This is a genomic window from Bacillus sp. FJAT-45066, assembly GCF_002335755.1.
Taxonomy (GTDB): Bacteria; Bacillota; Bacilli; order Bacillales; family Bacillaceae_I; genus Bacillus_CD; species Bacillus_CD alkalisoli.
This window is the reverse complement of sequence record NZ_NISQ01000001.1, coordinates 382,748-408,946: the sequence shown is the minus strand read 5'-3', so window position 1 is coordinate 408,946 and position 26,199 is coordinate 382,748. Positions and strand designations below refer to the sequence as shown.

Genomic DNA, 26,199 nt, shown 5'->3' with positions numbered 1-26,199 from the left:
CCTCAAATTTCCAGGTGCCTGGCACCTATGTACGGTTATTCAAGTCATTCTAATCGGCCGAACTGTTATTTCGGAAATATCAGTTCATCAAATAATGATAATAAAGTGTGATCTTTTGAACTTATAATTTTATACTTTGTCTTATTGTACCTACCTTCTACAACAACATATCCTTTGTCGTTAATAACTATTGAATAATTGCTAGACTTATGAAATATTACAATATCATAAGCGTTTTCCCAAGTATGAATGTTTGTTTTACCAAGTGATCTTCTGTACTTAGGCATTTCTAAAAGACTTTTAAAGTACTCCATTTCTTCACCTGTTAGTTGAACCGTTAATCTATCTGGTTCTTTTTGTGAATGAAATCTTGAGAGAAAGTCTATTTTTTCAATATTATCCATCTCAGGAAATACTTCTTGTGCACTTAGTGGGCGAAAATAAAAGATAGTGAAAAATATGGATAAAATAATGAGTAGTAATAAAAAGGTTCGTAGCTTTTTATTGTTCTTGGTCACTATTAATGGTCACTCCTAATGAAAAATAGTTTTTTCTTTCTTATTGTTAACACTAAAACTACGGAAATTGCATGGATCTGTTTGTATGCATTGTCAACAAACACATAGATATTTCCCCACTAAACTCGATTGTTAGAAGTTAATAGTACTGTTTATAGTGAACCCATAAACAATGAAGCCACGCCTAACACACCTACTACCAAAATCATCAAGAAAATCATAGTCACGATTTTCTTCAAATTTCACACTCCCTTTTCAAAATTATTATAGATGCCTACACCTATAATATTTTTACCTCACTTATGTTAGTTTAGTAGTTCACCTTTTTCATCATAAGCTTTTATTGTTATGGGTAGATTAAGTCTATTAGAATCAGTTAGTTCTACATACCAAAGCGAAATGCCATCACCCACATAGATTCTATTGGGTTGTTTGTTTCCTTCACTTTCGATTATGATTGACTTCACTTCATCTCTTGCTAAACCATAAATCTTTGGAGATTCATCAGTTGAGTATTCCGATCCTTGCCATAAGAAAGAGTCGCCTGTTTCTTTAAAAGATTGAAAACCTACTCCACCACTTAAATTTTCTACCTTCGAATACGATTCATTCATTCTGGCAATCATAATGTGCGTATTGTTTTGGTAAACAACTAAATTACTTTGATTATCAACATGAAAAATCTTTAAACACTCTGAATCTTCTTTAATAATTTGACTGCATAACATTTTCTCTAAACTTTGTGCATTTTGCAGCATAAAAAAAGATAATACACCTACTACCAAAGCAATACCGATAACAATAGTAACTTTATTTTTCAAATATTACCCTCCCTTTTCAAGATTATTACAGGTGCCAGGCACCTGTAATACTACATATTTCCCCTACATTTTAATCTTTTTTAACCAAAGCCTTTGTCAACTCATCTAACTTTCGATCCATTTCTTCCAATTTTATTTTTGTATTGTTAAAATAGTGCGCTAATCTGGATGTAAGAAAAATAACGAGTAAAATAAATACTCCGCCTATAATACCCTCCATCATGCAACCTCCTGTTTCCCTATTTACGAATAGAAAGAATAAAAGTTCTATAGTTTTCCAAAACTATCAAAAATAATCATACGAACTCGCCTTACTATCCCTATAACCTATCTCCACAATTCACTCATCTTTTGTTCATCTTCTATACTTTCACGAATAAACTTTATCAACGCTACCTCGTTTGCAAAGTCTATTTTTTGCCCATACGTTTTTTCTAATTCTTCCTTCGATAACGTATACGTATGCTCTTCCGAAAACTCAAATGTTACCTCAACTACATTTTCCACCAGTGCAAAAGTGTAGGCAGCATTAGATAATACTATTTCTTGCCACTCTTTTTCCGGTTTCATTTCATCTATATCTTTGTAAAAAAAGGATAAGGAGTATTCCTTTCCTACCTTATCATATCCCCATGTTTCTAAGTTTTCCTCATAAGGAAAGTAGGAGAAGATTTTAAACATAGGATCTTCTTTAAAGATCGTGCCACTATACTCCCATATATTTTCAAGGGAATAGACACCTTTCATTAAGTTTTTTGAAATGTTAATGGATTCTTCTCTTGTACTAGCTGGAGCGGTGATCATAAGCCCGTTTGATTCAGACCATCTTGAATCTTCATCATATTTTGCAATAGTAAATTGACTAAAGTCCTCGTTTATATAAATTTCCCCGTACCATTGTCCACCAGGAATTAGTCTACCTTGTGAATTTTTATCAAAGAAATAAAACATTGTCGCTTTGTTATCTCTGAAAGCTAAATTCACACCTCTTAAGTCAGGATCATCCTTTATTGGTGAGTCTTTTTCTCTAATATCTATTTTTCCATCGAATGTTTTTTCTCCAGTAAAGTTCCTTTTGAACTTTCCATCTATATGTATTTCTATATTTTCTAAAATATCATCCGTCCCTAACTGATAGGACATCCCAGAAACAGTTTTCGTTATTTGTTTCGGGAACGTATACCAAACTGCTGAAATGATGAAAACCATTACAATTAAAATTGAAAATCTTATTATCCACTTTTTCACTAAAGCACTCTCCTAATCTTTCAACTTACATTTATTGGGCTTCTTCTTTTTCCTTCTTATATTTCTCAAATTCACGCCAGTCCATCTCTCTCGGCTTACTAAACTCACGTCCAGCTTTTACAGCCATAAGTTCTAAGTTCCAGGAAATAGGAATGTGATCCAACGAAAAAAATATTCCACCAGGAATGATAGCTAAAACGACAGCAATAGGAATGGAATTTTAAACGCTAGAAAATTCTTTTTTTCTACCATGTCTGATTCACAGTGTAGGCACAGTTTCATAAAATAGATCACCTTTTCTTCAGTTTATTAGTTTGCCGTTTTCTAACGCCTCTAGCGGTGTCACGAATGCAAGATTTCTTTCAGTCGTTCTCATAACTAAATTCAGGCAAACTATAATAATTAAATTGATAAATAATATTAGCTTTTTTCCACTAAGCTTTCTCCATAACCTGGAGGATGTTGCCTATTGAACAAGAGCTACCCATACAAGTGAATACGTAATTAGTGTAAAACTAACGGCAATCCAAGTTGTATTAGATGCTGTATTTTCATCACCTTTTTTAATTTTTTTCGCGAGCGTAACACTGTTTAAAACTAAAATAAGACATAAAAAAGGAGTAGCATAAATTGCTATTAAGACCATAAATAAATCCATAAGTTTCCCACCTTAATAAAAGTTATAATATTCCAATAACCCATTCATTTCATTATAATAGTTGCAAGCTTACAAGTATATCCATTTTTAATGCGTTAAGAAAATATTTCTAGTAAATTAATTTAACAATAATGTAATTTTAAGTTTACTTATGACTCTCCTTATTCATTCATAAAAAAACAGCTTGCTATAAGTTTAGCAAACTGTTTCTTTTAGTATTTTGTCGGCAAGCTTCACATTGTGCTTTAAATAAGGTGGTAAGCTTGGATTGTTCATTATTTCTTCCGTTGTTAACCATAGCACTTCATCCACTTCATCTGGACTTTTCGCATAAGCAACTCCAGCAACATGCTGACAGAGAAGAACAATATCAACAACGTGTTCACCAACATCTGTAACAAACGTTGAGCTATTTACATACTGTAGATTGTCTACCTCTATCCCCACTTCTTCCCAAATCTCTCTTTTTACCGTTCTTTCAAAAATATCGGTAGTATGACCTTCTTGCTCTACTTTTCCACCTACAAGTGATAACTGTCCACCTTCATGCTCTTCTTTTTCACTTCTTCTTATTAAAAGCCACTTATTTTCTTTGTAAATAGCACCTTCTACGTTCACAATAAACATTAGCTTAACTCCTTCTAAAAAAATGATCTAAAAACTTCAATACAAAGTTCTCTCTTTTAATCCTACGATGCCCATCCTTCTTGTACACTTCTTTATTTTGAGTGATTGCATCCTCAATAGTTACCCACTTTGGCGTATAATCCTGGTCTATCTCATACCCATCGAGTTCTTGTAATCCTTTTTCTCCCGAGATGTAACAAAAATAAAAATGAGATGTCATTTCGAAGATCGCATTCGAAGCATACTCATCATTCATTCTTTCTACAACGACACCTACTTTTTCTTTCACTTCCGCCTTAACATAACCTGTTTCCTCAGCAATCTCTCGAACTAGTGCAGCGTCCAATGTTTCTTCTTCATCGACCCCTCCACCTGGGAATTTGTAATCTCCAAGGTTAGATTGCACAAGTAAAATTTTATCTTCTTTTATAATTACCGCTCGAACGGCTATTCTTTTATTTATATTTTCATTATGTATTTCATCTAGTCCTAACTCTTTGTAAAACATCATATCCTTACTTCACCTTCAACTTTTCCCTTTTATTTTCTGGTTGCTTTAACCAATAACGAATTCCTTTCCCTGCATGAGGTTCATCATTATATCTTGGTATAACGTGAAGATGGCTATGTGGAATAGATTGATTAGATGCATCACCTACATTCCAGCCAAGTGTAAATCCATCTGGAGAATATTTTTCGTCTACATATTGTTTTGCTTTTTGTAATAATTCGTATGTATCGCTCCATTCTTCTTTCGTCAATTCAAAAGCATTCTCATGATGCTTCTTCGGAATAATAAGCCCACAGCCTTCTAACACGTCTTGCTCGAGATTATGTTGTACGTAGTAGCATGTTTCATTTTCAAAAACGATGTTTTGGTCTTTATCGTTATGTAGATTACATAACGGACAATTTTCTTTGTATGCCATAAATAAAACCTCCAAAAAATTGTAAATCTATTACTATTTCAATAAAAAAGAGCAATTCCCTTCTTTTAAAAGACTGTGTTAAATACCACTGTTGAATTCCGTGCAAGGCTTCGCTTTCCGCGGGCGGGCCTAGAGCCTCCTCAGCGCATTCGCGCCTGCAGGGTCTCCCGCAGGAGTCTTCAATATGCGCTCCCATCAACAGCTAGAGTGTATTTATAATCACACATTGAGCTTTAACATAGTCAATTCCATAAAAAAATCCAGTCACTACGTTCTGACTGGATTTTCTTATTATTCAAGCTCATCCATCGGATATCCTTCAAATAATCTATTCGTGATGGCTAGCGCTTCTTGTCTGTTCGTTGCTGGTGCAGAAATCATGAATCCATCTCCTCCGTTCCAACTACTGCTACTGCTCTGGTTCCAAGTATGTACAGCTATGGAAATTTCGCTTAAATCTTGATTAGCAAAAAACAGACCATAAGAAATTTCATTTTCTGGATCTATTGAAAAAGTAGAACGATTCATAAAGGCACCACCCCAAATCTCTCCGAAAATTAATTTTTCATATGGGATAAAAGTTTCACCTATTTTCAAAGAACCAGTAAAAATATCCCCACCAAAAATTCGCTTTTTGTATTTCCCATTGATCTCTACTGTAATTTCTTCTTCAAAACCACTGTTCTCACTACCAAATTGAAAATAGATTCCTTCATACGTTTTATTGATTTTTTTCGGGTATGTATACCAAAAAGCTGACACCGCAAAAAGTACTAGTAGTATAGATACTATTTTTTTTATCATATAAGTGATCTCCTTAAATTCATGTAATTTTGTCATATAAATATTGCAGCAGCTTTCTTAGCCCCAACATTACATGCATGAAGATCAGAGACATTATAATTCCAAAAATCATCATAAATAATGACGATTCACCGAATCCGTCATAAAAAAGCGCACCGTAGTGGTAAACGTTCACTAAAACTCCCCCAACTATATAGAGAAGAAGCATTACAAAATATTTAAACTTTTTTACTCGTTCCATTAAATAATCCGCTAAAAATGAGAACAATATTCCACCGATGAACACAACCGGAGCCGCATAAATAGCAATAAAAATAGCCATTCCGTAACCTTCTTCTTGTGGAGAAATAATATTTATCCCAATGACAAATATGATAAGCGTTAATAATCCTGCTCCAACTTTTTCAAGAAACAACATATAACATCTTCCCTTCTTGTTGGATTCAATCTCAATAATCTTTTTCCTTAAATAAAATTAATTGGCTTTTTAACTCTTTAATATTTTTATCAAATTCGTTTTCGGTCCAATCAAGTAAGGTATGCTCTTTGTGTCTGTAACTCGTTAAGATATGGATAGCCTGAAAATCTTTCATCATATTTTCATATTCTTCTTCGGTAGGTTCGTAGTCCGTGACAATCCATTCTTCTAAAATACCAGTATAAAAATCAAGTATCCCTCTCACTTCTTCGAATGGGAGATTAATTCTGCTCAAAAAATACATAGCATTTGTTGAACTATTATAGTAATGAGCATAAGTAGTAAGTAAATGTTGTTGACCATGACCATTCTTAGCGTTAATTAGTCCTGTATCGTTTAGAATAAGACCATTCTCAAAGTTCCAATAAAGCATCTTTAATCTAAATTCAGATTCATCACTTGCATTTTTATATAGAAAAAACAAAACAACATTACTCATTAAAAGTAGAATGATAATTACTTTTATCTTATTACTCACACAAATGCCTCCTTTGATTGAAATACTATATAGTAAATATTTTACAACATTAGAAATATTAAAAATAGTACTTTAATTTTATTCTTATTAAAATTAATGAAAGTATGAAAAAAGCGCTTAGATATATTTAAATTCTAAGCGCTTTTCATTATTCGGATTCTAGTTCATTTAGAAAGTTAATTACACTTTCAACATCGTATGCTTTGTACAATAATTTTTCATGATCCGTTACAAGAATGACAGGTAATTTTACAATTCCAAACTCTTCTTTATAATCTACAACGTAGTTTTCATCGTACGGAATATAAGCACCTACTGTTTCTTGATTAATTTTCGATATAATGTCTTCTAGCTCAATAGTTGAAGGTTTCCCTTCCTCCGCAATGATGACAATGTTTAACTTATCTTCTAAATGTGATAACACCCGTTTAAATTTCTCTTCATACGTCATGTTTAATAAAATAATCTCTGTTGCCTCACCTGAGTATGTTTCATTTCTATTAGGTGGATTTACTAAAACCTTTTGACTTTTTTTTAGGTTATGAAGATTAGCCTCATCTCCATTCTCATACTTAATAATCGTATCTTCTGAGACAAAAGCTTGGTAGGAATAACCATCACTATTAATATTAGGACCTTGTTTACGTTTTTCCCACTCGGAAATATCCACAATTACCCAACTTTCTTTGTCATCTACTTCCCAAACAAAACCGATCATCTTGTCATCTTCGTAATGACCATAAGGTTTGTATGTAGAATCGCTACCCGCATTATTGCTACTACATGCAGGTAAAACCATTAACAAACATAACATTAGTAATCTTCTTTTCATTTACTCACCTCTTAAAAAAGTCTTTTAATATTTCGGTGTTTTCCTTATCTAATTTTCCGTATGCACTGTTTTCTCTGTCCACTACTTCTGCACTTCCATCAATATTAAACCAAATGTAATACTCATAAAGTCTTTCAGGCATGTTTTTATCTTTTTGAACAAACAACGTAATTTTCCCCTCTTCCTCACGCGACATTTTCACCATGACATTTTGTTGCCAAAAAACTGATTCAAATACATTTACAAGTTTGCTGAGTTGTTCTTCTTCAACAATAATTACTTCTGATCCTTCATAATCGTGGTAATCAACACGTGTAAGTTGTTGCCAATTTATTTCTGTTGTATCTGTTGGAGTCTTGTAACATGCATATAATAACAATAAGGATAAGAAAACAACAAGATACTTCCTCATTAACACACCTCTTTTATGTAACAGCTAGTTCATCTTAATCAATAGACGATTATACTTATCTATTTGTTACAATATGTCTTTCCTATTATACTGTTCTTTACAAATTAATAGTATAATAGGAAAAAATATGTAACTCTTTAAAACTAGCTTAATGATGAACTTAATTTTTGGGAGGAAATTCCTATGATTCTTTTAACGACCTTTTTAGCTGCTTTGTTTGCCTTTTTCTTTGTCTCGTACTTAATAAAAGCACTCCAAGATGACAGCGATCCAAGTCATAATTTGTTATCTTCCATTTGTTTTTGCCTATGTATCGTAATGGTTATTGTTTCGGTAGCTTAACGGCGAAAATATATTGAAATTCTAATTTTGTGGGAACACTATACTGAGGTGTTCTATGATGAAAAAGATTATAGTTGTCTTATCTTTTCTCTTTACTAGTTTCTTTCCGAACTTTTCCTTTGCTGCCATGGAAGATTATGAAGTGGTGGCTAGTTCTAAATCCAATCAAGTTTTCTTATATGCTCAAAAGCGAAACGGCATGTATGAAGATATTCAACTAGTTTATAAAGGTGGCATTATTTCAAAGGCTAGTTGGGTAAATGTTACAAACCATACGTATGCGCCAAAAATAATCGTAGAAGACATTAGTGGTGACCAATTACCGGAGATAGTCATTGTTTTAACAAAAGGGTATGGAACAGCTGTCTTGGACCAGGAAGTTCATGTGCTTCAATATGAAAAAAATGAAATGAAAGAAGTAAAAGTGGCAGACCCACTTTCTGTTGTTGCAAATAATGTAAAATCAACTATTTTACAAGATACTGTAGAGATTACTATAAGTAATAAAAAATATATAATTGATATTAGCCATATTCCCAATGAACATAGATTTGAGAATGTGTATTTTGGAAACATTGTGAAGTTTGATGCGGAAAATAATCAACTTGTGGCTTCACTTTACGGGCAAGTGGCACCTTCTTCTAGTGTTGGTCAGTTAACTATTAGTTTTGAATATGCTGACGGGATATTTAAAGTTGAAGATATAAATTTTCTAGAAATAGAATAAAAGCTGAGAATTCAATGAAGAGTTCTCAGCTTTTTTTATTATAACTTATAAACTTCTGCGTATTTTTCTTCTAAATATTTTACAAGATATTTAGCATCTAGTTCTTCACCAGTGATTTTTACGATTAAATCGTTTGGAGAATAAAGCTTACCATATTGGTGAACATTTTCTCTTAACCACTCACGAATTGCTTGGAAGTTACCTGCTTCAATGCTGTCATAGAAATCAGGCATTTCTTTTAAGATTGTATAAAGCATTTGTGCAGCATACAGGTTTCCTAAAGAATAGGATGGGAAGTACCCGAATCCACCGAATGACCAGTGAATATCTTGTAGCACTCCTAATGTGTCGTTTGGAGGAGTAACTCCTAAGTATTCTTCGATTTTCTCGTTCCACACTTTTGGTAAGTCTGCCACTTCGATTTCTCCACCGAATAGTGCTTTTTCAATTTCATAACGAATCATAATGTGTAAGTTATACGTTAACTCATCTGCTTCTACGCGGATTAACGTGGAATCTACATGGTTGATTGCACGATAAAAATCGTCTAAAGATACGTCATTCAGTTGCACTGGGAAATGCTTTTGTAAATCAGCATAGAAATGGTTCCAGAACTCTCTGCTTCTTGCAACCATGTTTTCTAAGAAACGAGATTGTGATTCGTGAATTCCAAATGATGCTCCGCGGCGAATTACGCGACCTTCGTATGCTTCGTTTACTCCTTGTTCATACATCCCGTGACCAGCTTCGTGGATGGTACCGAAAATAGCTGATCTTACGTTGTCTTGTTGGTAGCGTGTAGTGATACGAACATCACCTGTGTTGATAGAAGATGCGAATGGGTGAACTGTTTCGTCTAAGCGTCCGCCTTCCATATCAAAACCGATTAAAGGTAAAATAAATTGGTTAAATTTCTTTTGTGCTTCAATGTCAAACTTTTGTTCAAAAATATCGGTACGTGGTTGAGCTTCTGAAGCTTTAATACGCTTAAGTAAGTCTACACTCTTTTCACGTAATTCTTTGAATAAAGGATCTAACTTCTCTACTGTTAATCCTGGCTCATATTCGTTTAACAGTGCGTTGTATGGATGACCTTCGTAGCCATAATATCCCGCGAATTTCTTTTTGAATGCCACTACTTCTTCTAACATTGGTGCAAAAGAAGCGAAGTCATTATTTTCACGTGCGTCTTCCCAAGCTTGGTTTGCATTGTTTACTAAAATAACATACGCTTGGTATTCTTCCGCAGGTATTTTGGAAGATTTCTCAAAGTTATTTTTTCTTTCTCTTACACATGCTTGTGTTACTTCGTCTAATTGGCTATATACTTCCTCTTGTGTTAACACTTCTAAGCATTTTGCCATTTCTTCTGAAATGGATAGTTTGAAAGCTTCTGTTGAAAGTGTACCAATTGCTTTTCCAAAAAGCTTGCGACCTTTTTTCGGTGCGATTGTCTTAGAGTCCCAACCGAGTAAACCTAGTACGTCACTATAATGACAAAGCTTTTCATCTAGTTTTGTAAACGTGTCGATCGCTTGTTGTACTTGTTCATTTAAAACTTGTGAAGTAGTCATTGTTTTCCCCCAACATTTAAAGTATTAAGAATATTATGTATTCTACTTTGATTATAACAGGGTTTGTTTCGGTTGACGAATGTTTTAGTTAGACATTTTTGAACAACGCATACGATGAGGAATGCTGTAACTGAATAGACCCATAAGATTTTCGCCGGTAAAGTGGAAGTTTCGCCGATAACACTGTCCTGTCGCCGATAAAGACTATTCCCTCGCCGATTGATTTGCGATTTTCGCTGATTAACCTTTGATTTTCGCCGATAGAATGGGGATTTTCGCCGATAAATTCTACATTATCGCCGATTGGATATTTTTCTACGCAAAAAAAACTAGAATTAAACTATAAAACCAGATTTATATACTACAATACACATAAAAAAACCCACTCTCCAAAGGAAAGTGGGGCAACACTATTACATTTAAGCTTCCAAACCAGTCTTCAAATCAGCAATCAAATCTTCCACATCTTCAATTCCTACAGAGATACGAACTAATCCGTCTGTAATGCCTAGCTCGGCGCGACGATCTGCTGGAATAGATGCGTGTGTCATACGAGCAGGAACCGATATTAAGCTTTCTACTGCTCCAAGGCTCTCCGCTAGCGTAAAGTATTTCACATTTGCTAACACTTGATCTGCTCTTTCTTGACTTCCTACATCAAACGAAATCATTCCACCGAACCCGCCAGCTTGTTTTTTCGCAATATCATGACCTGGGTGATCTTCAAGACCTGGATAGAATACCTTCGTTACTAATGGATGGCTATCCAAAAAGTCTGCAATGCGAAGGGCATTTTTTTCTGTCGCTTCCATACGTAAACCTAGTGTCTTAATTCCACGCATTAATAACCAAGAATCTTGTGGTCCTAAAACTCCTCCAGTAGAGTTTTGAACAAAGTGTAAGTCTTCTGCTAATTTCTCTGTGTTCACAACCACTAATCCAGCAACAACATCACTATGGCCACCGATATACTTCGTTGCGCTGTGAAGCACGATTTCAGCGCCTAATGAAATAGGAGTTTGCCAGTATGGTGTGCTAAATGTATTATCAACAATGGTTAACAGTCCGTTACGCTTAGCAACTAACGACGCTTGCTGAATATCTGTAATTTTTAACAATGGGTTTGTTGGTGTTTCAATAAATACCGCTTTCGTGTTCGGTTGGATTGCAGCTTCTAAAGATTTTATATCACTTGTATCAACGAAAGTGGACTCAATCCCAATGCGGTTTAACACTTTCGTCATCACTCGATATGTACCACCGTACACATCGTCCGTCAAAACAACATGATCTCCGCTATTAAACAACATCATTACCGCTGTAATGGCTGCCATACCAGAACCGAAGGCAAACCCAGCTTTTCCGCCTTCTAAGTCTTTAATCAACTCTTCTAATGCGTGTCGTGTTGGATTTCCTGTACGGGAATATTCATAGCCGTTAAAGACACCAACACTCTCTTGCTTGTACGTACTTACTTGATAGATTGGAACAGAAACAGCACCTGTATGTGGGTCACCAAAAATTCCGCCATGTATCAATTTCGTTTTCTTATGCACGTTAAATTCCCCCTTCATAAATCTTTTTGCTCAAATAGCGCTCACTGCTATCGGCAAAAATCGTCACGATGTTCGTACCAGGCTGCGCAACTTTTGCCTCCTCTAGTGCCGCATGTAAAGCTGCACCTGCCGAACTTCCTACTAATAAACCTTCCTTCACTGCTAGCTCTTTCACTCTATCAAATGCATCCTTATCCAAAACAGTGTGGATGGCATCAAAATAAGTTTTATCCATATACCCAGGTAAAAACTCCATACCGATTCCTTCTGTTTTATGAGGGCCAGACTCACCACCGTTTAAAATAGAGCCTTCTGGTTCTACAATAACTGTTTTCACGTTGGGATTCTTTTCTTTTAAAAATTTAGCAGTCCCCATAAACGTTCCACCAGTTCCAGCACCTGCTACAAACACATCGATGTTTCCATCTAACTGTTTCCACATTTCAGGACCTAACGTTTTATAGTATGTGTCTGGGTTGGCAGGATTGCCAAACTGTTGTGGGCAGTAAGAGTTTGGTATTTCTTTAAGTAATTGTTGAGCTTTATTTATAGCTCCCGTCATTCCTTCACTTGTAGGAGTGTGAACTATTGTTGCTCCCAAGGCCTTCATCAGCTCTTGTTTTTCAATGCTAAACTTCTCTGGGACACAAACTACCACTTTATAACTAGTTCCCACAGCAGCTAACGCTAAACCTATCCCTGTGTTACCTGCTGTAGGCTCAATTATTGTTCCACCTGTCTTTAATTGTCCAGAGCGAATACCCGCTTTTATTAGCTCTGTTCCAAGGCGATCTTTTATACTACCACCTGGATTGTAAAACTCTAACTTTGTAAATAGCCTAACCCCTTCAGGAAGAGGGAATTGTGTTAGTTCCACAATTGGTGTGTTTCCTATCAATTCTTTTACATTTTTATAGACATTCACGTTTCCCCATCCCCTTATCAAAAATTATGCTTGTAGTTCAGTTAACATATTTTCAATTAATTGAGAAGAGTTTTCTGCTGCTTTTACTAAAAATTGCTCAAACGATACGTTGGACTCTTTTCCAGCGATATCTGATAATGCACGAATTACGACGAATGGCGTATTAAAGGAATGACAAACTTGAGCGATTGCAGCAGCTTCCATTTCTGCTGCATATAATTCAGGCATTTTTTCACGAACATACTCAACGCGAACTGGATCGTTCATGAAAGAGTCACCAGTTGCAATTAATCCTTCTACAATTTGCATGCCTTGCACATTTTCAGCCGCTTTTTTTGCTACTTCGATTAGTTTGCCATCCGCTGTAAAAGCTGCTGGCATTCCTGGTACTTGGCCATATTCATATCCAAAAGCAGTCACGTCTACATCGTGGTGACGAACTTCTGAGGAAATAACTACATCGCCTACGTTTAAAGTAGATAAGAAGCCACCAGCAGAACCTGTATTAATAACTACATCTGGAGAAAATCTTTCTAAAAGTAATGCTGTACTTAATGCTGCGTTTACTTTTCCTATTCCAGATTTCCCTAAAATAACACTTGCACCATTGATTGTTCCTGTATAATACTCACAGCCTGCAACAACTGTAGTTGTTTTGTCTTCTAGTTTGTCTCTTAAGATCGTCACTTCTTCTTCCATTGCTCCGATAATTGCGATATTCATGTGTAAGCCCTCTTTTCTATATATTGTGCTAATTAGTGAGCTTCGTAGACTAATCAAGATTTATTTTTTAATCGCTTCTAATACCCAAACGAAATGGTTAAAACGTGAAAACGTTACGTTAAACCCATTTAATTCCAACTTCTCCTTCAAGACTGGGATTGTTGTGTAGTATTCGGATTGTAAGTCTTTTGATAAACTCAAAAAACCTCTTTTTTCAACTTGTTTGATTGTCTTTACGTAAGCTTCTTTATTTTCAAACATTGTATCAGCGAATACTATTTTACCATCTTTCGCTAACATCTTTCCATATTGTTGTATGGCTTGAGTTTTTTCATCGTCGGTTAAATGATGAAACGCATACGTAGATACGATGGAATTGACTTCTGAAGGCAGCTCGGGATATTGAATAAAGTCTCCATCATACAAATAAGCGGTTGCTGGCAACTTTTCTGCTGCCTTATTTCTCATTGTTTCATTTGGTTCCACGCCGTAAATTGTATGGCCTCGTTCTACTAACTTTTTTGTTAAGTTTCCTGTACCTACTCCAAATTCTAAAACTGTTCCAATCGATTTTTGCGCTACATCAGCCAAAATATCGTCATATCCACGAAATACTTCTTTATATTCTTCATCATGACCAGAAACTGTATCATCATAATAGTTTGCCCAGTTGTCAAAAAGCTCAACAAATTCTCTACCCATGAGTATCACTCCGCTTTAATTTATATAATTCCTATAAGTATAGTATGAATTAAAATAATAACTGTTCTTAAATTAACATAGTTCGTTGTTTTCATCAATGAAAATGTTTGGTAAAGTAGATACATACTTTACTTAATTTTTCTTGACTCTATTATGCCGCTGTTGATTTCCGCGCAAGTCTCCGCTTTCCGCGGGCGAGTCGGGAGCCTCCTCGGCGCATTCGCGCCTGTGGGGTCTCCCGTCCCTCGCTTCTCCCGCAGGAGTCTCCAACTTGCGCGGAAATCAACAGCTAGATCGGTTTATAAATATTAGGCACTTTTCGTATTGATTGTTGCTTTTTGCTTTGTTAAATAACAAGAGTGGATTGGAGCGGAAGGCACTGGACTCCTGCGGGAAGTAGAGCGAAGCGTGAGACCCCATAGGCGGTACGCCGAGGAGTAGGTTTTTTCACGATAGTGAAAATAACCTTCCCCTGCGCTCCCCGCGGAAAGCCAGTGCCTGCAGCGGAAAGGAACGGATAACGTTCAATTGCTAAAATTAATAAAAAACAACAAAGTATGCAAACAGAGCTAAATTTTAATAATAAATTAATTAACAACACTAGAAAGGAATATTATCAGATGAATTTAGATTTTCAGTTATTAGAGGATAAAGTGGAGTTTTTTGAGGCGACGAGTTTGAAGATTTTGCAGCAGAAGATAAATGAGCAAATTGAACATAATCGAGCGATTCTTCTTTCTGTTCATTCTGTTTCTCATCAAATGCACGTTTCAGAAGAAGGGAGAACCTATTATAGTGCTGTTGTTCATTTTAAGTTAAAAAAAGGATAACTAGTTCGAGTGCAGCTTTATTTTGCACTCGACACTATATATCCTCTTCCTTTTTGCAATAACTTAAACGTTATGTAGCCAATTGTCCCACCTAGCGTATTTAGAATAACATCATCAATATCTAAACTTCCCAATTTAAATGTAAGCTGGAGCAACTCAACCGTTACAGAAACCCCCATTGATAGTAACAAAATCATCCCTATCGAACGAAGTCGCTTAAACAGCAAAGAACTGAAAAAACCTAATGGCAAAAAAGCAAATATATTGCCAAAAAAATTATCGGTTAGCATTCGTAACTCAAGTCCATTATAACTTGATATGTCCCTAACAATAGACCGAAAAGGTATTATGTTGTAATCAACAACTCCTGAAACGGCACTACGGTAGTGTGAGAAGAATAATAAATAACTTAGAACAAATAAATAAAGAGCAGAACAAACGTAAATAACTGCTTTTTGCAGATTACTAATAAACTCACCTCCAGCTTCTAGTGATATTTCTTTACGTTAAACTAGTTCCCCTTCTTTTTTCAAAAAAATCAGTGCACCTATACGTTAGGCACACTGATTTTTATTTTTTATATATTTTGATCTTTTGTTCGTTCCATCTTTACAGGCTTCCACCCTTGATTTGTTACCCATTGAAGATATACTCGGTAATGTTCTGATGTACCTTTAACCGTTACACGTGCAATCGCAGAATGTGCATCTCCACCATTACCTAAAAACCATAACGTATAGTCACTTTCTGATTTTCCTAATGCCAAGTTGATGGCTTTTATTTTTTCCGCCCAGTCAACATGACTAGAATCGTAAATTGATGTATGTGGCTCCGATTGAGTTGTTCCTACTGGTGCCCAACTTGAATTAGTAATCACTTGCTTTACTTGAGGATCGTTAGAATCTTCTTCCACTACTTCTTCGTCCTCAGTAGCTGGCTCTTCTTCGACAGGTTCTTCTGTTACTTGAGATTCTTTCTCTTCTTCAGGTAGTTCCTCTTCTTCTTTAGGCTCTTCCTTCGGTTCTTCCTTTTCTTCTGTTTCATCATCGTTCTCTTCTACTTCTGTGCCAATTTTTGTTTGGTCTTGTTCTGTTGTAGCTTGTTCGGTATTGTTGCCTTTACCGAAAAATAACGAACTACCTAAAAATATAATAGCAACAAAAACAACACCGATTAATATATTTAAAACCGTATTAGCTTTTTTCTTTTTTGAAGTTCTTTTATATCTTGATCCTAAATCGTAAGACATTTGTTTCTCCTCCTGGTCAAAACTTATCTTTTGCTAAGGCTCTTTTTAAATAAATGCTTTTTAATATTACTAAGGACGTCCGTTGGTTTCCGCTGCAGGCACTTGCTTTCCGCGGGGAGGGAGCTGAGCCTGTGGGGTCTCAGCCTTCCCTCTTCTTCCCGCAGGAGTCAAGTGCCCTCCGCTCCAACCAACTCAGTAATGATATTAAACTCCCACACTAACAAGCAACATTTATTACAGAAACACCCTTTTCTAAAGTATCATTCTAACATCTCTGTCTATTTATGAAAAGTGCTAAATGTCATTGGAGCTCGTTGTACTGGTATAGTTTGTTTACCATATCATAATACATGCTCGTGACAGAGCTTTGTTCATTCACTACGTCTAGTTCCACTACAACTAATGAATATTTAGGGTTTTCGAATGGAAAATACCCAGCAAACCAACGATGTACAAGCTCCTGTCCACCACTGCTTTTCAATCCAGTTTGGGCAGTCCCACTTTTACCTGCTACCCCGTAAGGTAAGGTCTGAAACCTTCTACCTGTGCCATTTTCATGTTCTACAACTTCCCGAAGCATATGCTGTAGCTTCATCACCGTATACTTAGAAACAGAATCAACAGACAGTTCGTGATTTGGAAAGGAATAAAGCATTGTTCCGTTTTTATAATCTAATTCTTTCACTATTTTTACTTGTTTGGCTTTTCCACCTCTAGCAATCGTTGCCATCATATTGGCAACTGCAATAGGAGTAACCTTCACTTCTCTTTGTCCGATAGATGTTTGGGCAATATCTTTTCCATATTGGTCTCCATTATCTTCAGCCATTACCATTCCGGTTTCCTCTTGTGGAAGTTGATGGAATTCATGGAAATGAAAAACATCTCCTTGCCAAACCACTTCCGTTAAAAGCCCTAGTTTCTCTGAATATCCTTCGATAGAACCGGTATGACGATTTTCTAACTCTTGGCCAAGTTTAGCAAACGTGTAATTACAGCTTTGTGCAAAGCTTGCCTCAAAGTCTAATAATCCTTTATTATCTTTTGATTCCCCATACATATCTAAGTTACAATCAAACATTCGATTATGTGATACAAGATTCTCCTCGATAGCACCTGCAGCAATGATTGTTTTAAAAACAGAACCAGGAAAATGTCTTTCCACCATTACATTCTTCGTACCGTTATCGGAGAATGGGTCCTTCCAATTAATCGAAGGTTTAGAAACCATTGCTAATACTTCATTTGTTTCGATGTCTAGAAGTAAAATTCCTCCCCTATTTATTTTATACTCGTTTGCAATTTCTTCAGCGATTAGTTGAACATCTCTATCAATCGTCGTTTTTATCGAAAGTGGATAGAAGGGGTTTGACGGTGCACTATATCTCACATCAATGCCAAATAACGAGCCACCATATCTATCTACGTGATAAAGTAGTTGTGTAGAACCTTCAGGCAATAAAAATTCGTCAAAAGCTTGCTCTAGCCCTGTGACACCAATTGGCGTTTTGGGCGAAATATATTGATTTTCTATTCTTTTTTTGTATCTTCGTAAAAACTCCGTTTCATTTTCTCCTGTAATTCCAATCAGTTGCTCTGCAGCCTTTTTATCTAAAGAAAAACTCCTATACATTGCGATAATGCCAGGGTATTTTAAACTATTAATTTTCTCCATTTGCTCTTCTGTTAATTTTAATGGTTTCCCTAAGTCTCTTACTACAACAGGAGCTGATAATTCTTGAACGATTTCTTCCAAGTGAGTTTCAGAAATTTGAAGTATAGATGCTAATTCATCTTTTGGCCAATCTAATTTTTGTAAAAAAGGAAAAAGAATTAGAGTTGGATAATAATCATGTGTCAAAGGTTTGTTGTTACGGTCTACAAACCTACCTCTGCCTTCATCTACCGTTAATGCTTGTGTTCGTTGTTGAACACTTGCCTCTATTAAATTTATGTCTTTTTTAGAGAATGATTCAGGACTAATTAGTTGAATATGCATTAGCCGCATTATTAAGAAAAATAAACCTATAATGAAAAGATAGCTAACGACTTTCAATCTTTTGTAAGTTGTTTTTTGCATGAAAAAGACCACCTCGTCTACATTTTCGACGAGATGGTCTTTATTTAGTCAAGCTAAATTATTTTATTGAAACGATTCGTACGTTCATTTCTCCACCTGGAGTTTGAATGGATACTGAATCCCCAACATTTTTGCCCATAAGAGCGCTTCCCATTGGAGAATCGTTTGATATTTTTCCTTCGAATGGATCTGCTTCTGCACTACCAACGATTGTGTATGTTTCTTCTTCTTCATCTGGAAGTTCTACAAACGTTACTGTTTTTCCTAATGTTACAGAGTCAGAATCACTGTTATCTTCAATGATTTTCGCATTACGGATCATTTGCTCTAGAAGTGTAATACGTCCTTCAACGAATGCTTGCTCTTCTTTCGCAGAATCGTACTCAGAGTTCTCTGATAAATCACCAAAGCTACGCGCAATTTTAATACGTTCTACAACTTCTTTACGGCGTACCGATTTTAACTGTTCTAGTTCATGTTCAATCTTTAACTTACCTTCTTCTGTCATTGGATAAATTTTCTCTACTGCCATATCCTTCAACTCCTTCTAGTATTCACATTCCCCAATTAGTGTTCTTTTATATATTAGAGTAATTTCATAAGTATTTCGTTTATTGAAAAACTACTTTTGTATTACTATCAATTAGATAAGTTTAAAATATTGTTGTAATACTAAAACATTCCCTAGTTGATATTCGTTTTTCGTATAGTTGTAATACATTATGAAAATTACTCATGTATGTGGAAAAAGATGTACCCATTAACTGGAATACATCAACGGTTATTTCCACGATTGGAAAATTAATGACTCGAATAAATTTCTTAAATACGGTTCGTTTAATGAAAAACGAAAGTATTTTATATCTATTAGTATATAAGTTCATATATTATTTACTTCCTAATAAACAAATGGATGTCATTCGTTTTTCAGATAGTAAAAATATATGATGAAATTCACTCACTTACCATATGTTATTACAAAATTGACTTTTGTTCAAGAATTGTTTGAATTTTTGTTACCATTAAGTCTATTGCAACATGATTTTGTCCGCCTTCTGGGATAATAATATCCGCATATCGCTTCGACGGTTCAATAAATTGATTGTGCATCGGGCGAACAACTGTAACATATTGCTCGATGACAGAATCAATTGTACGTCCACGCTCTTTAATGTCACGTAACATACGGCGGATAATTCGAATATCAGCATCTGTATCTACGTAAAGTTTTATATCCATTAAGTTACGCAATCTTTCATCTTCTAATACTAAAATACCTTCTACAATTATTACATCTTTCGGTTCTACCTCTATTACTTCGTCAGAACGAGTATGCTGTGTATAATCGTAGACTGGCTTATTAATGGATTGATATTGAAGTAATTTTTCAATATGCTGAATTAATAAATCATTATCGAACGCTAACGGGTGATCATAATTCGTTTTTAAACGTTCTTCAAATGGTAATGCTGATTGATCTTTATAATAGTAATCTTGCTCTATCATTAAAATCGATTGATTTTGAAAATGCTCATAAATAGATTTTGTAACACTTGTTTTACCAGAGCCAGATCCTCCGGTTACACCAATAACAATCGGTTTCTTCCCCATTGAATGTTATTGCTCCTTTCGCATCATGTTGTACGGATAGATCGGCTTGTCTACTTTAAATGTAACAATTTGTAGTGGGTGTCGAGCAGCGTCTAGTTCGTTCCCGTCCTCATCCCAGATCTTATCTATAACTTGTGTAAAGTTTTCAATTTCCGGTCCGAAGAATTCCACTTCTTGTCCAGGTTTGAAATAGTTTCTTTGTTGTAATGTTACCATTTTTGTCTCTGCATCATAGTCTAACACTAATCCAACAAAATCAAACGTCGTCTTTTTGCTATGATTACCAAACATTTGCTCTTTATACCCTGGAGTTCCTTCAAAGAACGCAGTAGCAGTTTCACGATTTGCACATTTATCTAGCTCTTCTAACCATTCTTTCTGAATTTGGAAGTTTTCTGGATCCGCACAATACGCATCTATTACTTTACGGTATACACTTACTACTGTTGCTACGTAATGAATAGATTTCATTCTTCCTTCAATTTTTAAACTATCAATTCCAAGTTCAATCATTTGAGGAATAGATTCAATTAATTTTAAGTCTTTTGGACTCATTGCAAATGGTGCATCACCTTCTGCATAAAGTGGATTTTCATCGCTACCTTCTACAGCATATAAATCATAGTCCCAACGGCAAGATTGGCAACAGCCACCTCGGTTAGAGTCACGAGCCGTCATATGATTACTTAATACACAACGACCAGAGTAAGCAATACACATAGCACCGTGAATGAACGTTTCAATTTCGATGTCTACTTTTTCTTTCATTCCACGAATTTCTTCTGCACTTGTTTCACGAGCAAGTACAACACGCTCTAGTCCTTCTTCTTTCCAGAATTGAACAGCTTTCCAGTTAGATAAAGATTGTTGCGTACTTAAGTGAACTTCTAATTTTGGTGCAACACGGCGACATGTTTCAATAATTAACGGATCTGCAACAATAATACCGTGTACTCCTGCACCTTGTAGTCCAATTAAGTAATCATCTAAGCCGTCAATATTTTCATTGTGGGCAAAAATATTGGTTGTAACATAAATTCTTGCACCGTATTTTGCAGCAAATTGTACACCTTCTGCCATTTCTTCATGTGTGAAGTTATCAGCATTGGAACGTAATCCGTATTCTTGTCCACCAATAAATACTGCGTCCGCTCCGTATCGTACAGCAATCTTTAACTTTTCTAAGTTACCTGCTGGAGCAAGTAACTCAGGCTTCTTTACTATTACACGTTTTCCATCTACTATTTTCGAAATTTTATCATTTAAAATTGTTGTCATTTTACAAACCTCCCTTTCTTGCTTAATAAACTGTTTCTTTAAAGAAGAATCCTGTGTCTAATGGTCTGTGACCTTGTTGTAACTCCTCGACTTCTTCTAATAGAGTTTCTTTTATTTCTTCATATTGATCACGATCTTCCACACATAAATCGATTGCTTGACGGTACTTCTTTGTTACTTCCACGATATACTCAGGAGATTGTAAAACTCCATCAATTTTGAAGCTATCCACACCAGCGTCAATCATCTCTTCCAATTCATCGATAATACACATATCGTTTGGACTCATAATATGTGTGCCATTTTCATCTTCAAAAATCGGATATTTATTTTCTCGCTCTTTATCATGTAGTATCATATTTTTACCTTGTGTACGATTTTCAATTTCCATCGCTTTTCCTTGGTACTCAAAATAATTTCCAAGTAATGAACGTTTCGATTGGAACATACAGGTCATACCGTGAACTTGAACTTCGATTTCAACCTCAGCATTTTCTTTTGTTTCTACAATGGTATCCATGTTTAACTCACGAGCAAGAACAGCACGCTTTGCGCCTTTTCTTCCCCAGTAGTTACAAGTAAAATAGTTTGTCGCAGTTGTTTCTGTATTCCAATGTAATTTCATAGAAGGTGCCGCTTCTTTTGCTGCCATAAGCACCGCTGGGTCACCAAACACAACTCCATCTGCACTATTTTCTTCTAAGAATTGTAGGTAATCACTTAAATCTTCTACTTTGTCATTGTGAAAAAGAGCATTCATAGCAACATATACTTTTTTGCCGTTCTCATGTGCTAGTGTTATCGCTTCTTTCACTTGATCACGATTAAATTCACCAGCTAGTCTTAAACCGAAGTGTTGTTCACCAATCATGAACGCATCAGCACCAGCTTCTATTAAGTCTTTCATATTGTCTAAATCAATTGGGGTAACTAATAATTCAGGTTTGTTCATCGTTTTCACCTCTTTAATTTACTTATCGCTATTCCGTCTCCAACAGGCAAAATAGCAGTATCATATTTTTCATTTTCCATTAACCAACGATTAAATTTGTCGATTTTCTTCACTAAATTTTTAATCCGTTTTGGTTCGATTTCTTCTATGTTTTCTGCAACGAGACCTTTAAATAGAACATTGTCCGTTACAATGATTCCTGTTGGTGCTAAATATTTTTCATACATCGTAAAAAACCGCTCATATTGACCTTTGGCAGCATCAACAAATATTACATCATAAGGAGCCATCTTTTCTATAAGTTCGTGTGTTTCTGTTGCGTCTCCAAAAATAAAATGTAATCTATCTTCTAACTTTGCTTCTTTTGCAAACTGTTCAGCCTGTCCATATCGTTTTTCGTCGCGTTCAATGGTAACAATTTCTGCGTTTTCTATTGTTTTTGCCATTCTAATAGCAGAGTAACCAATGGCTGTTCCGATTTCTAGGATTTTTTTTGGCTGTTGTATGCGAAGAAGTTGCAAAAGTGTTTCCATGCCAACTAAATCCATGATTGGTACTTGTTCTTCTTTTGCAAGTTGTTCCATTTTATTTAATAGAGGTTCTCGTTCGTTTATTAATGATTCCAGATAGGAAATTATTTTTTCGTCCAATGGATGTTTCCTCCTATCTAAATATGTTAACTATGTCATTATAGGGTACTAACTGTTGCTGATAGCACGAGGCACTCGCTTTCCGCGGGCGTGTCTAGGTCTTGCGGCTAGCTCCTCGCGCCTCGTGCTATCATCAACTTAGTTAGGTATACTATCCACAGAAATCATTATTTACTTATCACATATATTATAATTGCATTAAAAGAGAGTTCGACTCGTGGAGAGGAACTCTACTTGGAATTAGTAGTATGAAAAACAACTCGATATATTTTATCATAAAAGAAGATGGAATGCGAATGGTATCGCATTCCAGATGATAGTATTAATTGTTGTTTCTACCTGTTATATGAATTTCTCTGTCTCGTAAATGCGCATCGTATGTTTCGTTGAAGATTACTTCTCCTTCAGGTGTAGCAAGGAAGTATAAATAGTTTGTTTCTTCTGGTTGTAATACAGCTTCAATAGAAGATGCACCAGCATTTGCAATTGGCCCTGGAGTTAAACCAGCGTATTTATAGGTGTTGTAAGGGTCATCTACTTCTAAGTGCACATATAGAACTCTATCTTTATGCTCTCCTAAAGCGTACAACACAGTTGGATCTGTTTGTAATGGCATTCCTTGATTTAATCGGTTATAGAATACGCTAGCAATTTTTTTACGGTGTATTTGATCCGTTGCTTCTTCTTCAACAAGACTAGCAAAAGTTAAAAGTTCATGCACTGTAAATCCTGCTTCTTCCATTTCCGCATAATAAGGTGCGATAATTTCTTCCGTTTTTTGTAACATAGGTACTACAACTTCTTCAATTGTAGGGTTCTCTGAATAAAACGGATATGTTGCTGGGAACAAGTAACCTTCTAACGGATATTTTACATTTTCTGCGAATACTTCTTCTGTAATAAGATTAGGGAACTTTTTCATCATTTCACGAACGAACTCTTCATCGTTAATTGTTTCCCAAAATTCTTCTTCATCTACATTTGCTCTATTTGATAGAATGATTGCTATTTGTGTTAATTGACGACCTTCTGGGATTGTTACGTTAAACAACGCTTCTCTCATAATTCTACCTGATTTTAAGGAAAGTATGATTTCATCTAATGTCATAGAAGGACTTAATGTATACGTACCTGCTTGAAATCCCGATTCATTTTTAAATTTTACGTAATAACGAAAAATTCTTGCATTATGAACAATACCTGCGTCTTCCAAAATGTTTGCAATGGCTGTTCCAGACGAACCAATCGGTATTTCCACTTGTTCTGTATGTTCTGATACTTCATCTACAGGCTTCAGTGCATTTGAAATATAATAATATCCTCCGCCAATTACTGTCGTTATTGCTAACATTAAGACTATAAATGCTACAAATACAATTCGGCGAACGATTTTTGCTTCCTGATGTTTTTCCATTAATTTTTGTTGAACATCATTTTTCTTTTTAGATCCCACTAAAAACACCATCCTCTCGCTCAACTATTTATTATACAACATTTATGTAGGAAAATTGACATAAAAATCTGTTTTCCAACATTTTTTATTTATTATTTCAAACTAAAGATATGGTACTATATTTACGAAGGAGTGACTATTATGAGGTTAACGCTGTACACAGATTACTCGTTAAGAGTATTACTATACTTAGCATGTATCCCTAAGAAAGAAAAGCTTGTACAAATTAAAGATATCGCAGAAAGCTATAATATATCTAAAAATCATTTAATGAAGGTTATCTACCACTTAGGGAAACTTGGATACATTGAGACGATTCGCGGTAGAGGCGGCGGTATCCGTATAGCGATGGAGCCATCCGCCATTAATATAGGGAAGTTAGTTAGACATACAGAAGAGGATTTTCATATAGTAGATTGTTTTGGGGATCATTCAGTTTGCGCGATAACTCCGGCTTGCACATTAAAGCATGTACTACACAAAGCATTGCAGGCGTTTATTCAAGTGTTGGATGAGTATACGTTAGAGGATTTGATGCATAACAAAGAAGAGTTAGCGTCGTTGTTAAATGTAGAATAGTGGTTAGGGGTTTGCTGCTTGCTAGTAACGAATCACTAATCACTTTAAAATGAAAAAAGCTCTAGCAACTTTTACGCTGCCAGAGCTTTTTTCGTTTATATTACTCTTCTTCTTCTTGCTCCATGAAAGTGTTTAACATTTCTTCGATCATGTCCCACTCTTCATCTGTTTCGACTGGCATTAAGTCGCCGCCTTGATCGCCTTCACCTGGAATGAATGCAGATGCATGAATTTCGATATCATCCGCATCATCTTCGTCCGCACCAACTGGGTAGTAAAGAACGTAAGACTTTCCGAACTCTTCATTTTCAAATGTGAATAAAATTTCACATAGTTGTTCGTTTCCTTGCTCATCAATTACAGTAATATGCTTTTCACCGTGTTCCATGATTTGTTCACCTCTAGTTTTATTGTTTGCTATCTAAAAATCCTTGCAGAATAAACACTGCTGCCATTTTATCTATGACTTTTTTTCGTTTTGCTCTGCTTACGTCAGCGGATAACAATGTCCTTTCAGCAGCAACAGTTGAAAGACGCTCGTCCCAAAAAACAACCGGCAATTTTGTTTTTTCGTGAAGTTTTTCTGCATAGACTCGACTTGCTTCTCCTCTTGGTCCAATCGTACCATTCATGTTTTTCGGCAAACCAACCACGATTTTTTCTACATTATATTCAGCAATGATTTGTTTTAATCGTTTAAAGCCGAGATTATTTATAGCTTCATCAATCTTAATCGTTTCCAAACCTTGTGCTGTCCACCCTAGTTCATCACTAACGGCAACACCAACAGTTTTGGAACCAACATCTAAACCCATTATACGCATGTATTACTCCTTACGATGATGCTTTAAATAGGATTTCACTAATTCCTCGATTAATTCATCTCTTTCAAGTTTACGAATTAATGCCCTTGCATCATTATGTCTTGGAATGTAGGCTGGGTCTCCGGAGAGAAGGTAGCCAACGATTTGATTAATAGGATTGTATCCTTTTTCTCTTAATGCATCGTGAACCGTAAATAATACTTCTTCTACATTCGTCTCAACAGAGTCCTCATGAAAATTAAATTTCATTGTTTTATCAAAGGAGCTCATAGTATGCACCTCTCTTTTCAGACTTTATTCAAAATCTGCTTGTCAATAGTTACCTTTATTGTACACTAT

Annotated in this window: 36 protein-coding genes; 5 read left to right on the top strand and 31 right to left on the bottom strand. The window is 35.5% G+C overall.

Features of this window, described 5'->3' with window-relative positions; all coding sequences use genetic code 11:
• Positions 1–65: 65 nt before the first annotated feature.
• From CDZ92_RS01995 to CDZ92_RS01940, 14 genes are all read right to left on the bottom strand, one after another.
• The gene (locus CDZ92_RS01995; protein ID WP_096153286.1) at positions 66–518 is read right to left on the bottom strand and encodes a hypothetical protein; all 453 of its coding nucleotides are present in this window, start codon (positions 516–518) and stop codon (positions 66–68) included.
• Between the two features lie 305 nt (positions 519–823).
• Complete coding sequence (locus CDZ92_RS01990) at positions 824–1,339, bottom strand: hypothetical protein (RefSeq protein WP_096153285.1); 516 nt, start codon at positions 1,337–1,339, stop codon at positions 824–826.
• 70 nt (positions 1,340–1,409) lie between these two features.
• On the bottom strand, positions 1,410–1,562 hold the full coding sequence (locus CDZ92_RS19770) for a hypothetical protein (protein WP_157842683.1): 153 nt from the start codon (positions 1,560–1,562) through the stop codon (positions 1,410–1,412).
• Between the two features lie 104 nt (positions 1,563–1,666).
• Positions 1,667–2,587, bottom strand: a complete 921-nt coding sequence (locus CDZ92_RS01985) for a DUF4825 domain-containing protein (RefSeq protein ID WP_096153284.1) — start codon at positions 2,585–2,587, stop codon at positions 1,667–1,669.
• A 31-nt stretch (positions 2,588–2,618) separates the two neighbouring features.
• On the bottom strand, positions 2,619–2,750 hold the full coding sequence (locus CDZ92_RS20190; RefSeq protein WP_255249762.1) for a hypothetical protein: 132 nt from the start codon (positions 2,748–2,750) through the stop codon (positions 2,619–2,621).
• A gap of 303 nt (positions 2,751–3,053) precedes the next feature.
• The gene (locus CDZ92_RS01980; RefSeq protein ID WP_096153283.1) at positions 3,054–3,245 is read right to left on the bottom strand and encodes a hypothetical protein; all 192 of its coding nucleotides are present in this window, start codon (positions 3,243–3,245) and stop codon (positions 3,054–3,056) included.
• Between the two features lie 195 nt (positions 3,246–3,440).
• Positions 3,441–3,872 carry an NUDIX hydrolase gene (locus CDZ92_RS01975; RefSeq protein WP_096153282.1) on the bottom strand — a complete coding sequence of 144 codons (432 nt, stop codon included), beginning with the start codon at positions 3,870–3,872 and terminating at the stop codon, positions 3,441–3,443.
• A gap of 4 nt (positions 3,873–3,876) precedes the next feature.
• A complete protein-coding gene (locus CDZ92_RS01970; RefSeq protein WP_096153281.1) occupies positions 3,877–4,383 on the bottom strand; it encodes an NUDIX hydrolase in 507 nt (168 codons plus the stop codon).
• Between the two features lie 4 nt (positions 4,384–4,387).
• The gene (locus tag CDZ92_RS01965; RefSeq protein WP_096153280.1) at positions 4,388–4,801 is read right to left on the bottom strand and encodes an HIT family protein; all 414 of its coding nucleotides are present in this window, start codon (positions 4,799–4,801) and stop codon (positions 4,388–4,390) included.
• 291 nt (positions 4,802–5,092) lie between these two features.
• Positions 5,093–5,605, bottom strand: a complete 513-nt coding sequence (locus CDZ92_RS01960; RefSeq protein ID WP_096153279.1) for a hypothetical protein — start codon at positions 5,603–5,605, stop codon at positions 5,093–5,095.
• Between the two features lie 19 nt (positions 5,606–5,624).
• On the bottom strand, positions 5,625–6,023 hold the full coding sequence (locus CDZ92_RS01955) for a hypothetical protein (RefSeq protein ID WP_096153278.1): 399 nt from the start codon (positions 6,021–6,023) through the stop codon (positions 5,625–5,627).
• 31 nt (positions 6,024–6,054) lie between these two features.
• Positions 6,055–6,561 (bottom strand): hypothetical protein, encoded by a 507-nt coding sequence (locus CDZ92_RS01950; protein WP_096153277.1) that lies wholly within the window; start codon positions 6,559–6,561, stop codon positions 6,055–6,057.
• A 148-nt stretch (positions 6,562–6,709) separates the two neighbouring features.
• The gene (locus CDZ92_RS01945) at positions 6,710–7,393 is read right to left on the bottom strand and encodes a hypothetical protein (RefSeq protein ID WP_096153276.1); all 684 of its coding nucleotides are present in this window, start codon (positions 7,391–7,393) and stop codon (positions 6,710–6,712) included.
• A 4-nt stretch (positions 7,394–7,397) separates the two neighbouring features.
• Positions 7,398–7,805, bottom strand: coding sequence for a hypothetical protein (locus CDZ92_RS01940; RefSeq protein WP_096153275.1), 408 nt, complete (start codon positions 7,803–7,805; stop codon positions 7,398–7,400).
• A gap of 183 nt (positions 7,806–7,988) precedes the next feature.
• Here CDZ92_RS01940 and CDZ92_RS19765 point away from each other — a divergent pair, with 183 nt between their 5' ends.
• Both CDZ92_RS19765 and CDZ92_RS01935 read left to right on the top strand, forming a co-directional pair.
• Entirely contained in the window at positions 7,989–8,147 is a 159-nt protein-coding gene (locus tag CDZ92_RS19765; RefSeq protein ID WP_157842682.1) for a hypothetical protein, read from the top strand.
• Between the two features lie 55 nt (positions 8,148–8,202).
• A complete protein-coding gene (locus tag CDZ92_RS01935) occupies positions 8,203–8,874 on the top strand; it encodes a hypothetical protein (protein WP_141395186.1) in 672 nt (223 codons plus the stop codon).
• 38 nt (positions 8,875–8,912) lie between these two features.
• Here the strand turns inward: CDZ92_RS01935 and CDZ92_RS01930 are convergent, their stop codons facing one another.
• The 5 genes from CDZ92_RS01930 to CDZ92_RS01910 all read right to left on the bottom strand — a co-directional run bounded on the left by CDZ92_RS01930 (position 8,913) and on the right by CDZ92_RS01910 (position 14,354).
• Positions 8,913–10,448: a carboxypeptidase M32 gene (locus CDZ92_RS01930; protein ID WP_096153273.1), complete on the bottom strand. Its 1,536-nt coding sequence runs from the start codon at positions 10,446–10,448 to the stop codon at positions 8,913–8,915.
• Positions 10,449–10,867: 419 nt separating this feature from the next.
• Positions 10,868–12,004: a bifunctional cystathionine gamma-lyase/homocysteine desulfhydrase gene (locus tag CDZ92_RS01925; RefSeq protein WP_096153272.1), complete on the bottom strand. Its 1,137-nt coding sequence runs from the start codon at positions 12,002–12,004 to the stop codon at positions 10,868–10,870.
• Position 12,005: 1 nt separating this feature from the next.
• Positions 12,006–12,929: a PLP-dependent cysteine synthase family protein gene (locus CDZ92_RS01920; RefSeq protein WP_096153271.1), complete on the bottom strand. Its 924-nt coding sequence runs from the start codon at positions 12,927–12,929 to the stop codon at positions 12,006–12,008.
• Between the two features lie 24 nt (positions 12,930–12,953).
• Positions 12,954–13,652 (bottom strand): 5'-methylthioadenosine/S-adenosylhomocysteine nucleosidase, encoded by a 699-nt coding sequence (gene mtnN, locus CDZ92_RS01915; RefSeq protein WP_096153270.1) that lies wholly within the window; start codon positions 13,650–13,652, stop codon positions 12,954–12,956.
• A 60-nt stretch (positions 13,653–13,712) separates the two neighbouring features.
• Positions 13,713–14,354, bottom strand: coding sequence for a class I SAM-dependent DNA methyltransferase (locus CDZ92_RS01910; RefSeq protein WP_096153269.1), 642 nt, complete (start codon positions 14,352–14,354; stop codon positions 13,713–13,715).
• A 620-nt stretch (positions 14,355–14,974) separates the two neighbouring features.
• Here CDZ92_RS01910 and CDZ92_RS01905 point away from each other — a divergent pair.
• Entirely contained in the window at positions 14,975–15,184 is a 210-nt protein-coding gene (locus CDZ92_RS01905; protein WP_096153268.1) for a DUF2536 family protein, read from the top strand.
• A 17-nt stretch (positions 15,185–15,201) separates the two neighbouring features.
• Here the strand turns inward: CDZ92_RS01905 and CDZ92_RS01900 are convergent, their stop codons facing one another.
• From CDZ92_RS01900 to greA, 4 genes are all read right to left on the bottom strand, one after another.
• A complete protein-coding gene (locus CDZ92_RS01900) occupies positions 15,202–15,630 on the bottom strand; it encodes a VanZ family protein (protein WP_255249846.1) in 429 nt (142 codons plus the stop codon).
• 131 nt (positions 15,631–15,761) lie between these two features.
• Positions 15,762–16,433 (bottom strand): YrrS family protein, encoded by a 672-nt coding sequence (locus CDZ92_RS01895; protein ID WP_096153266.1) that lies wholly within the window; start codon positions 16,431–16,433, stop codon positions 15,762–15,764.
• Positions 16,434–16,734: 301 nt separating this feature from the next.
• On the bottom strand, positions 16,735–18,513 hold the full coding sequence (locus CDZ92_RS01890; protein ID WP_096153265.1) for a peptidoglycan D,D-transpeptidase FtsI family protein: 1,779 nt from the start codon (positions 18,511–18,513) through the stop codon (positions 16,735–16,737).
• 58 nt (positions 18,514–18,571) lie between these two features.
• Positions 18,572–19,045 (bottom strand): transcription elongation factor GreA, encoded by a 474-nt coding sequence (gene greA / locus CDZ92_RS01885; RefSeq protein ID WP_096153264.1) that lies wholly within the window; start codon positions 19,043–19,045, stop codon positions 18,572–18,574.
• Between the two features lie 203 nt (positions 19,046–19,248).
• Between greA and CDZ92_RS19760 the strand changes: the two genes are divergently transcribed.
• Positions 19,249–19,461: a hypothetical protein gene (locus tag CDZ92_RS19760; protein WP_096153263.1), complete on the top strand. Its 213-nt coding sequence runs from the start codon at positions 19,249–19,251 to the stop codon at positions 19,459–19,461.
• A gap of 27 nt (positions 19,462–19,488) precedes the next feature.
• On the opposite strand, the gene udk is transcribed toward CDZ92_RS19760, so the two are convergent.
• From udk to mltG, 5 genes are all read right to left on the bottom strand, one after another.
• Entirely contained in the window at positions 19,489–20,124 is a 636-nt protein-coding gene (udk, locus tag CDZ92_RS01875; protein WP_096153262.1) for a uridine kinase, read from the bottom strand.
• A 6-nt stretch (positions 20,125–20,130) separates the two neighbouring features.
• Complete coding sequence (locus CDZ92_RS01870; protein WP_096153261.1) at positions 20,131–21,402, bottom strand: peptidase U32 family protein; 1,272 nt, start codon at positions 21,400–21,402, stop codon at positions 20,131–20,133.
• 22 nt (positions 21,403–21,424) lie between these two features.
• Complete coding sequence (locus tag CDZ92_RS01865; protein ID WP_096153260.1) at positions 21,425–22,354, bottom strand: peptidase U32 family protein; 930 nt, start codon at positions 22,352–22,354, stop codon at positions 21,425–21,427.
• A gap of 5 nt (positions 22,355–22,359) precedes the next feature.
• Positions 22,360–23,004, bottom strand: coding sequence for an O-methyltransferase (locus CDZ92_RS01860; protein ID WP_227521447.1), 645 nt, complete (start codon positions 23,002–23,004; stop codon positions 22,360–22,362).
• A gap of 322 nt (positions 23,005–23,326) precedes the next feature.
• Positions 23,327–24,457 (bottom strand): endolytic transglycosylase MltG, encoded by a 1,131-nt coding sequence (mltG, locus tag CDZ92_RS01855; RefSeq protein WP_319830028.1) that lies wholly within the window; start codon positions 24,455–24,457, stop codon positions 23,327–23,329.
• A 141-nt stretch (positions 24,458–24,598) separates the two neighbouring features.
• On the opposite strand from mltG, the gene CDZ92_RS01850 reads away from it, so the two are divergent.
• Positions 24,599–25,036 carry an Rrf2 family transcriptional regulator gene (locus tag CDZ92_RS01850; RefSeq protein WP_096153258.1) on the top strand — a complete coding sequence of 146 codons (438 nt, stop codon included), beginning with the start codon at positions 24,599–24,601 and terminating at the stop codon, positions 25,034–25,036.
• Positions 25,037–25,136: 100 nt separating this feature from the next.
• Here CDZ92_RS01850 and CDZ92_RS01845 read toward each other — a convergent pair whose 3' ends face one another.
• Genes CDZ92_RS01845 through CDZ92_RS01835 form a run of 3 tightly spaced genes read right to left on the bottom strand, consistent with a single transcriptional unit; the run spans position 25,137 to position 26,130 of the window.
• Positions 25,137–25,424, bottom strand: a complete 288-nt coding sequence (locus CDZ92_RS01845; RefSeq protein WP_096153257.1) for a DUF1292 domain-containing protein — start codon at positions 25,422–25,424, stop codon at positions 25,137–25,139.
• Positions 25,425–25,443: 19 nt separating this feature from the next.
• Positions 25,444–25,860, bottom strand: coding sequence for a Holliday junction resolvase RuvX (gene ruvX, locus CDZ92_RS01840; RefSeq protein ID WP_096153256.1), 417 nt, complete (start codon positions 25,858–25,860; stop codon positions 25,444–25,446).
• 3 nt (positions 25,861–25,863) lie between these two features.
• Positions 25,864–26,130, bottom strand: coding sequence for an IreB family regulatory phosphoprotein (locus tag CDZ92_RS01835; RefSeq protein WP_096153255.1), 267 nt, complete (start codon positions 26,128–26,130; stop codon positions 25,864–25,866).
• Positions 26,131–26,199 lie beyond the last annotated feature (69 nt).

Coding starts and splice junctions, on each gene's coding strand:
- CDZ92_RS01965 (WP_096153280.1), bottom strand. CDS start 4,801: ATGGCATACAAAGAAAATTGTCCGTTATGTAATCTACATAACGATAAA.
- CDZ92_RS01905 (WP_096153268.1), top strand. CDS start 14,975: ATGAATTTAGATTTTCAGTTATTAGAGGATAAAGTGGAGTTTTTTGAG.
- CDZ92_RS01975 (WP_096153282.1), bottom strand. CDS start 3,872: ATGTTTATTGTGAACGTAGAAGGTGCTATTTACAAAGAAAATAAGTGG.
- CDZ92_RS01910 (WP_096153269.1), bottom strand. CDS start 14,354: ATGGGTAGAGAATTTGTTGAGCTTTTTGACAACTGGGCAAACTATTAT.
- CDZ92_RS01960 (WP_096153279.1), bottom strand. CDS start 5,605: ATGATAAAAAAAATAGTATCTATACTACTAGTACTTTTTGCGGTGTCA.
- CDZ92_RS19770 (WP_157842683.1), bottom strand. CDS start 1,562: ATGATGGAGGGTATTATAGGCGGAGTATTTATTTTACTCGTTATTTTT.
- greA (WP_096153264.1), bottom strand. CDS start 19,045: ATGGCAGTAGAGAAAATTTATCCAATGACAGAAGAAGGTAAGTTAAAG.
- CDZ92_RS01940 (WP_096153275.1), bottom strand. CDS start 7,805: ATGAGGAAGTATCTTGTTGTTTTCTTATCCTTATTGTTATTATATGCA.
- CDZ92_RS01835 (WP_096153255.1), bottom strand. CDS start 26,130: ATGAGCTCCTTTGATAAAACAATGAAATTTAATTTTCATGAGGACTCT.
- ruvX (WP_096153256.1), bottom strand. CDS start 25,860: ATGCGTATAATGGGTTTAGATGTTGGTTCCAAAACTGTTGGTGTTGCC.
- CDZ92_RS19765 (WP_157842682.1), top strand. CDS start 7,989: ATGATTCTTTTAACGACCTTTTTAGCTGCTTTGTTTGCCTTTTTCTTT.
- CDZ92_RS01935 (WP_141395186.1), top strand. CDS start 8,203: ATGATGAAAAAGATTATAGTTGTCTTATCTTTTCTCTTTACTAGTTTC.
- CDZ92_RS01850 (WP_096153258.1), top strand. CDS start 24,599: ATGAGGTTAACGCTGTACACAGATTACTCGTTAAGAGTATTACTATAC.
- mtnN (WP_096153270.1), bottom strand. CDS start 13,652: ATGAATATCGCAATTATCGGAGCAATGGAAGAAGAAGTGACGATCTTA.
- CDZ92_RS01955 (WP_096153278.1), bottom strand. CDS start 6,023: ATGTTGTTTCTTGAAAAAGTTGGAGCAGGATTATTAACGCTTATCATA.
- CDZ92_RS01930 (WP_096153273.1), bottom strand. CDS start 10,448: ATGACTACTTCACAAGTTTTAAATGAACAAGTACAACAAGCGATCGAC.
- CDZ92_RS19760 (WP_096153263.1), top strand. CDS start 19,249: ATGTATGTGGAAAAAGATGTACCCATTAACTGGAATACATCAACGGTT.
- CDZ92_RS01865 (WP_096153260.1), bottom strand. CDS start 22,354: ATGAACAAACCTGAATTATTAGTTACCCCAATTGATTTAGACAATATG.
- CDZ92_RS01890 (WP_096153265.1), bottom strand. CDS start 18,513: ATGCAAAAAACAACTTACAAAAGATTGAAAGTCGTTAGCTATCTTTTC.
- udk (WP_096153262.1), bottom strand. CDS start 20,124: ATGGGGAAGAAACCGATTGTTATTGGTGTAACCGGAGGATCTGGCTCT.
- CDZ92_RS01870 (WP_096153261.1), bottom strand. CDS start 21,402: ATGACAACAATTTTAAATGATAAAATTTCGAAAATAGTAGATGGAAAA.
- CDZ92_RS01845 (WP_096153257.1), bottom strand. CDS start 25,424: ATGGAACACGGTGAAAAGCATATTACTGTAATTGATGAGCAAGGAAAC.
- CDZ92_RS01980 (WP_096153283.1), bottom strand. CDS start 3,245: ATGGATTTATTTATGGTCTTAATAGCAATTTATGCTACTCCTTTTTTA.
- CDZ92_RS01945 (WP_096153276.1), bottom strand. CDS start 7,393: ATGAAAAGAAGATTACTAATGTTATGTTTGTTAATGGTTTTACCTGCA.
- CDZ92_RS01970 (WP_096153281.1), bottom strand. CDS start 4,383: ATGATGTTTTACAAAGAGTTAGGACTAGATGAAATACATAATGAAAAT.
- CDZ92_RS01895 (WP_096153266.1), bottom strand. CDS start 16,433: ATGTCTTACGATTTAGGATCAAGATATAAAAGAACTTCAAAAAAGAAA.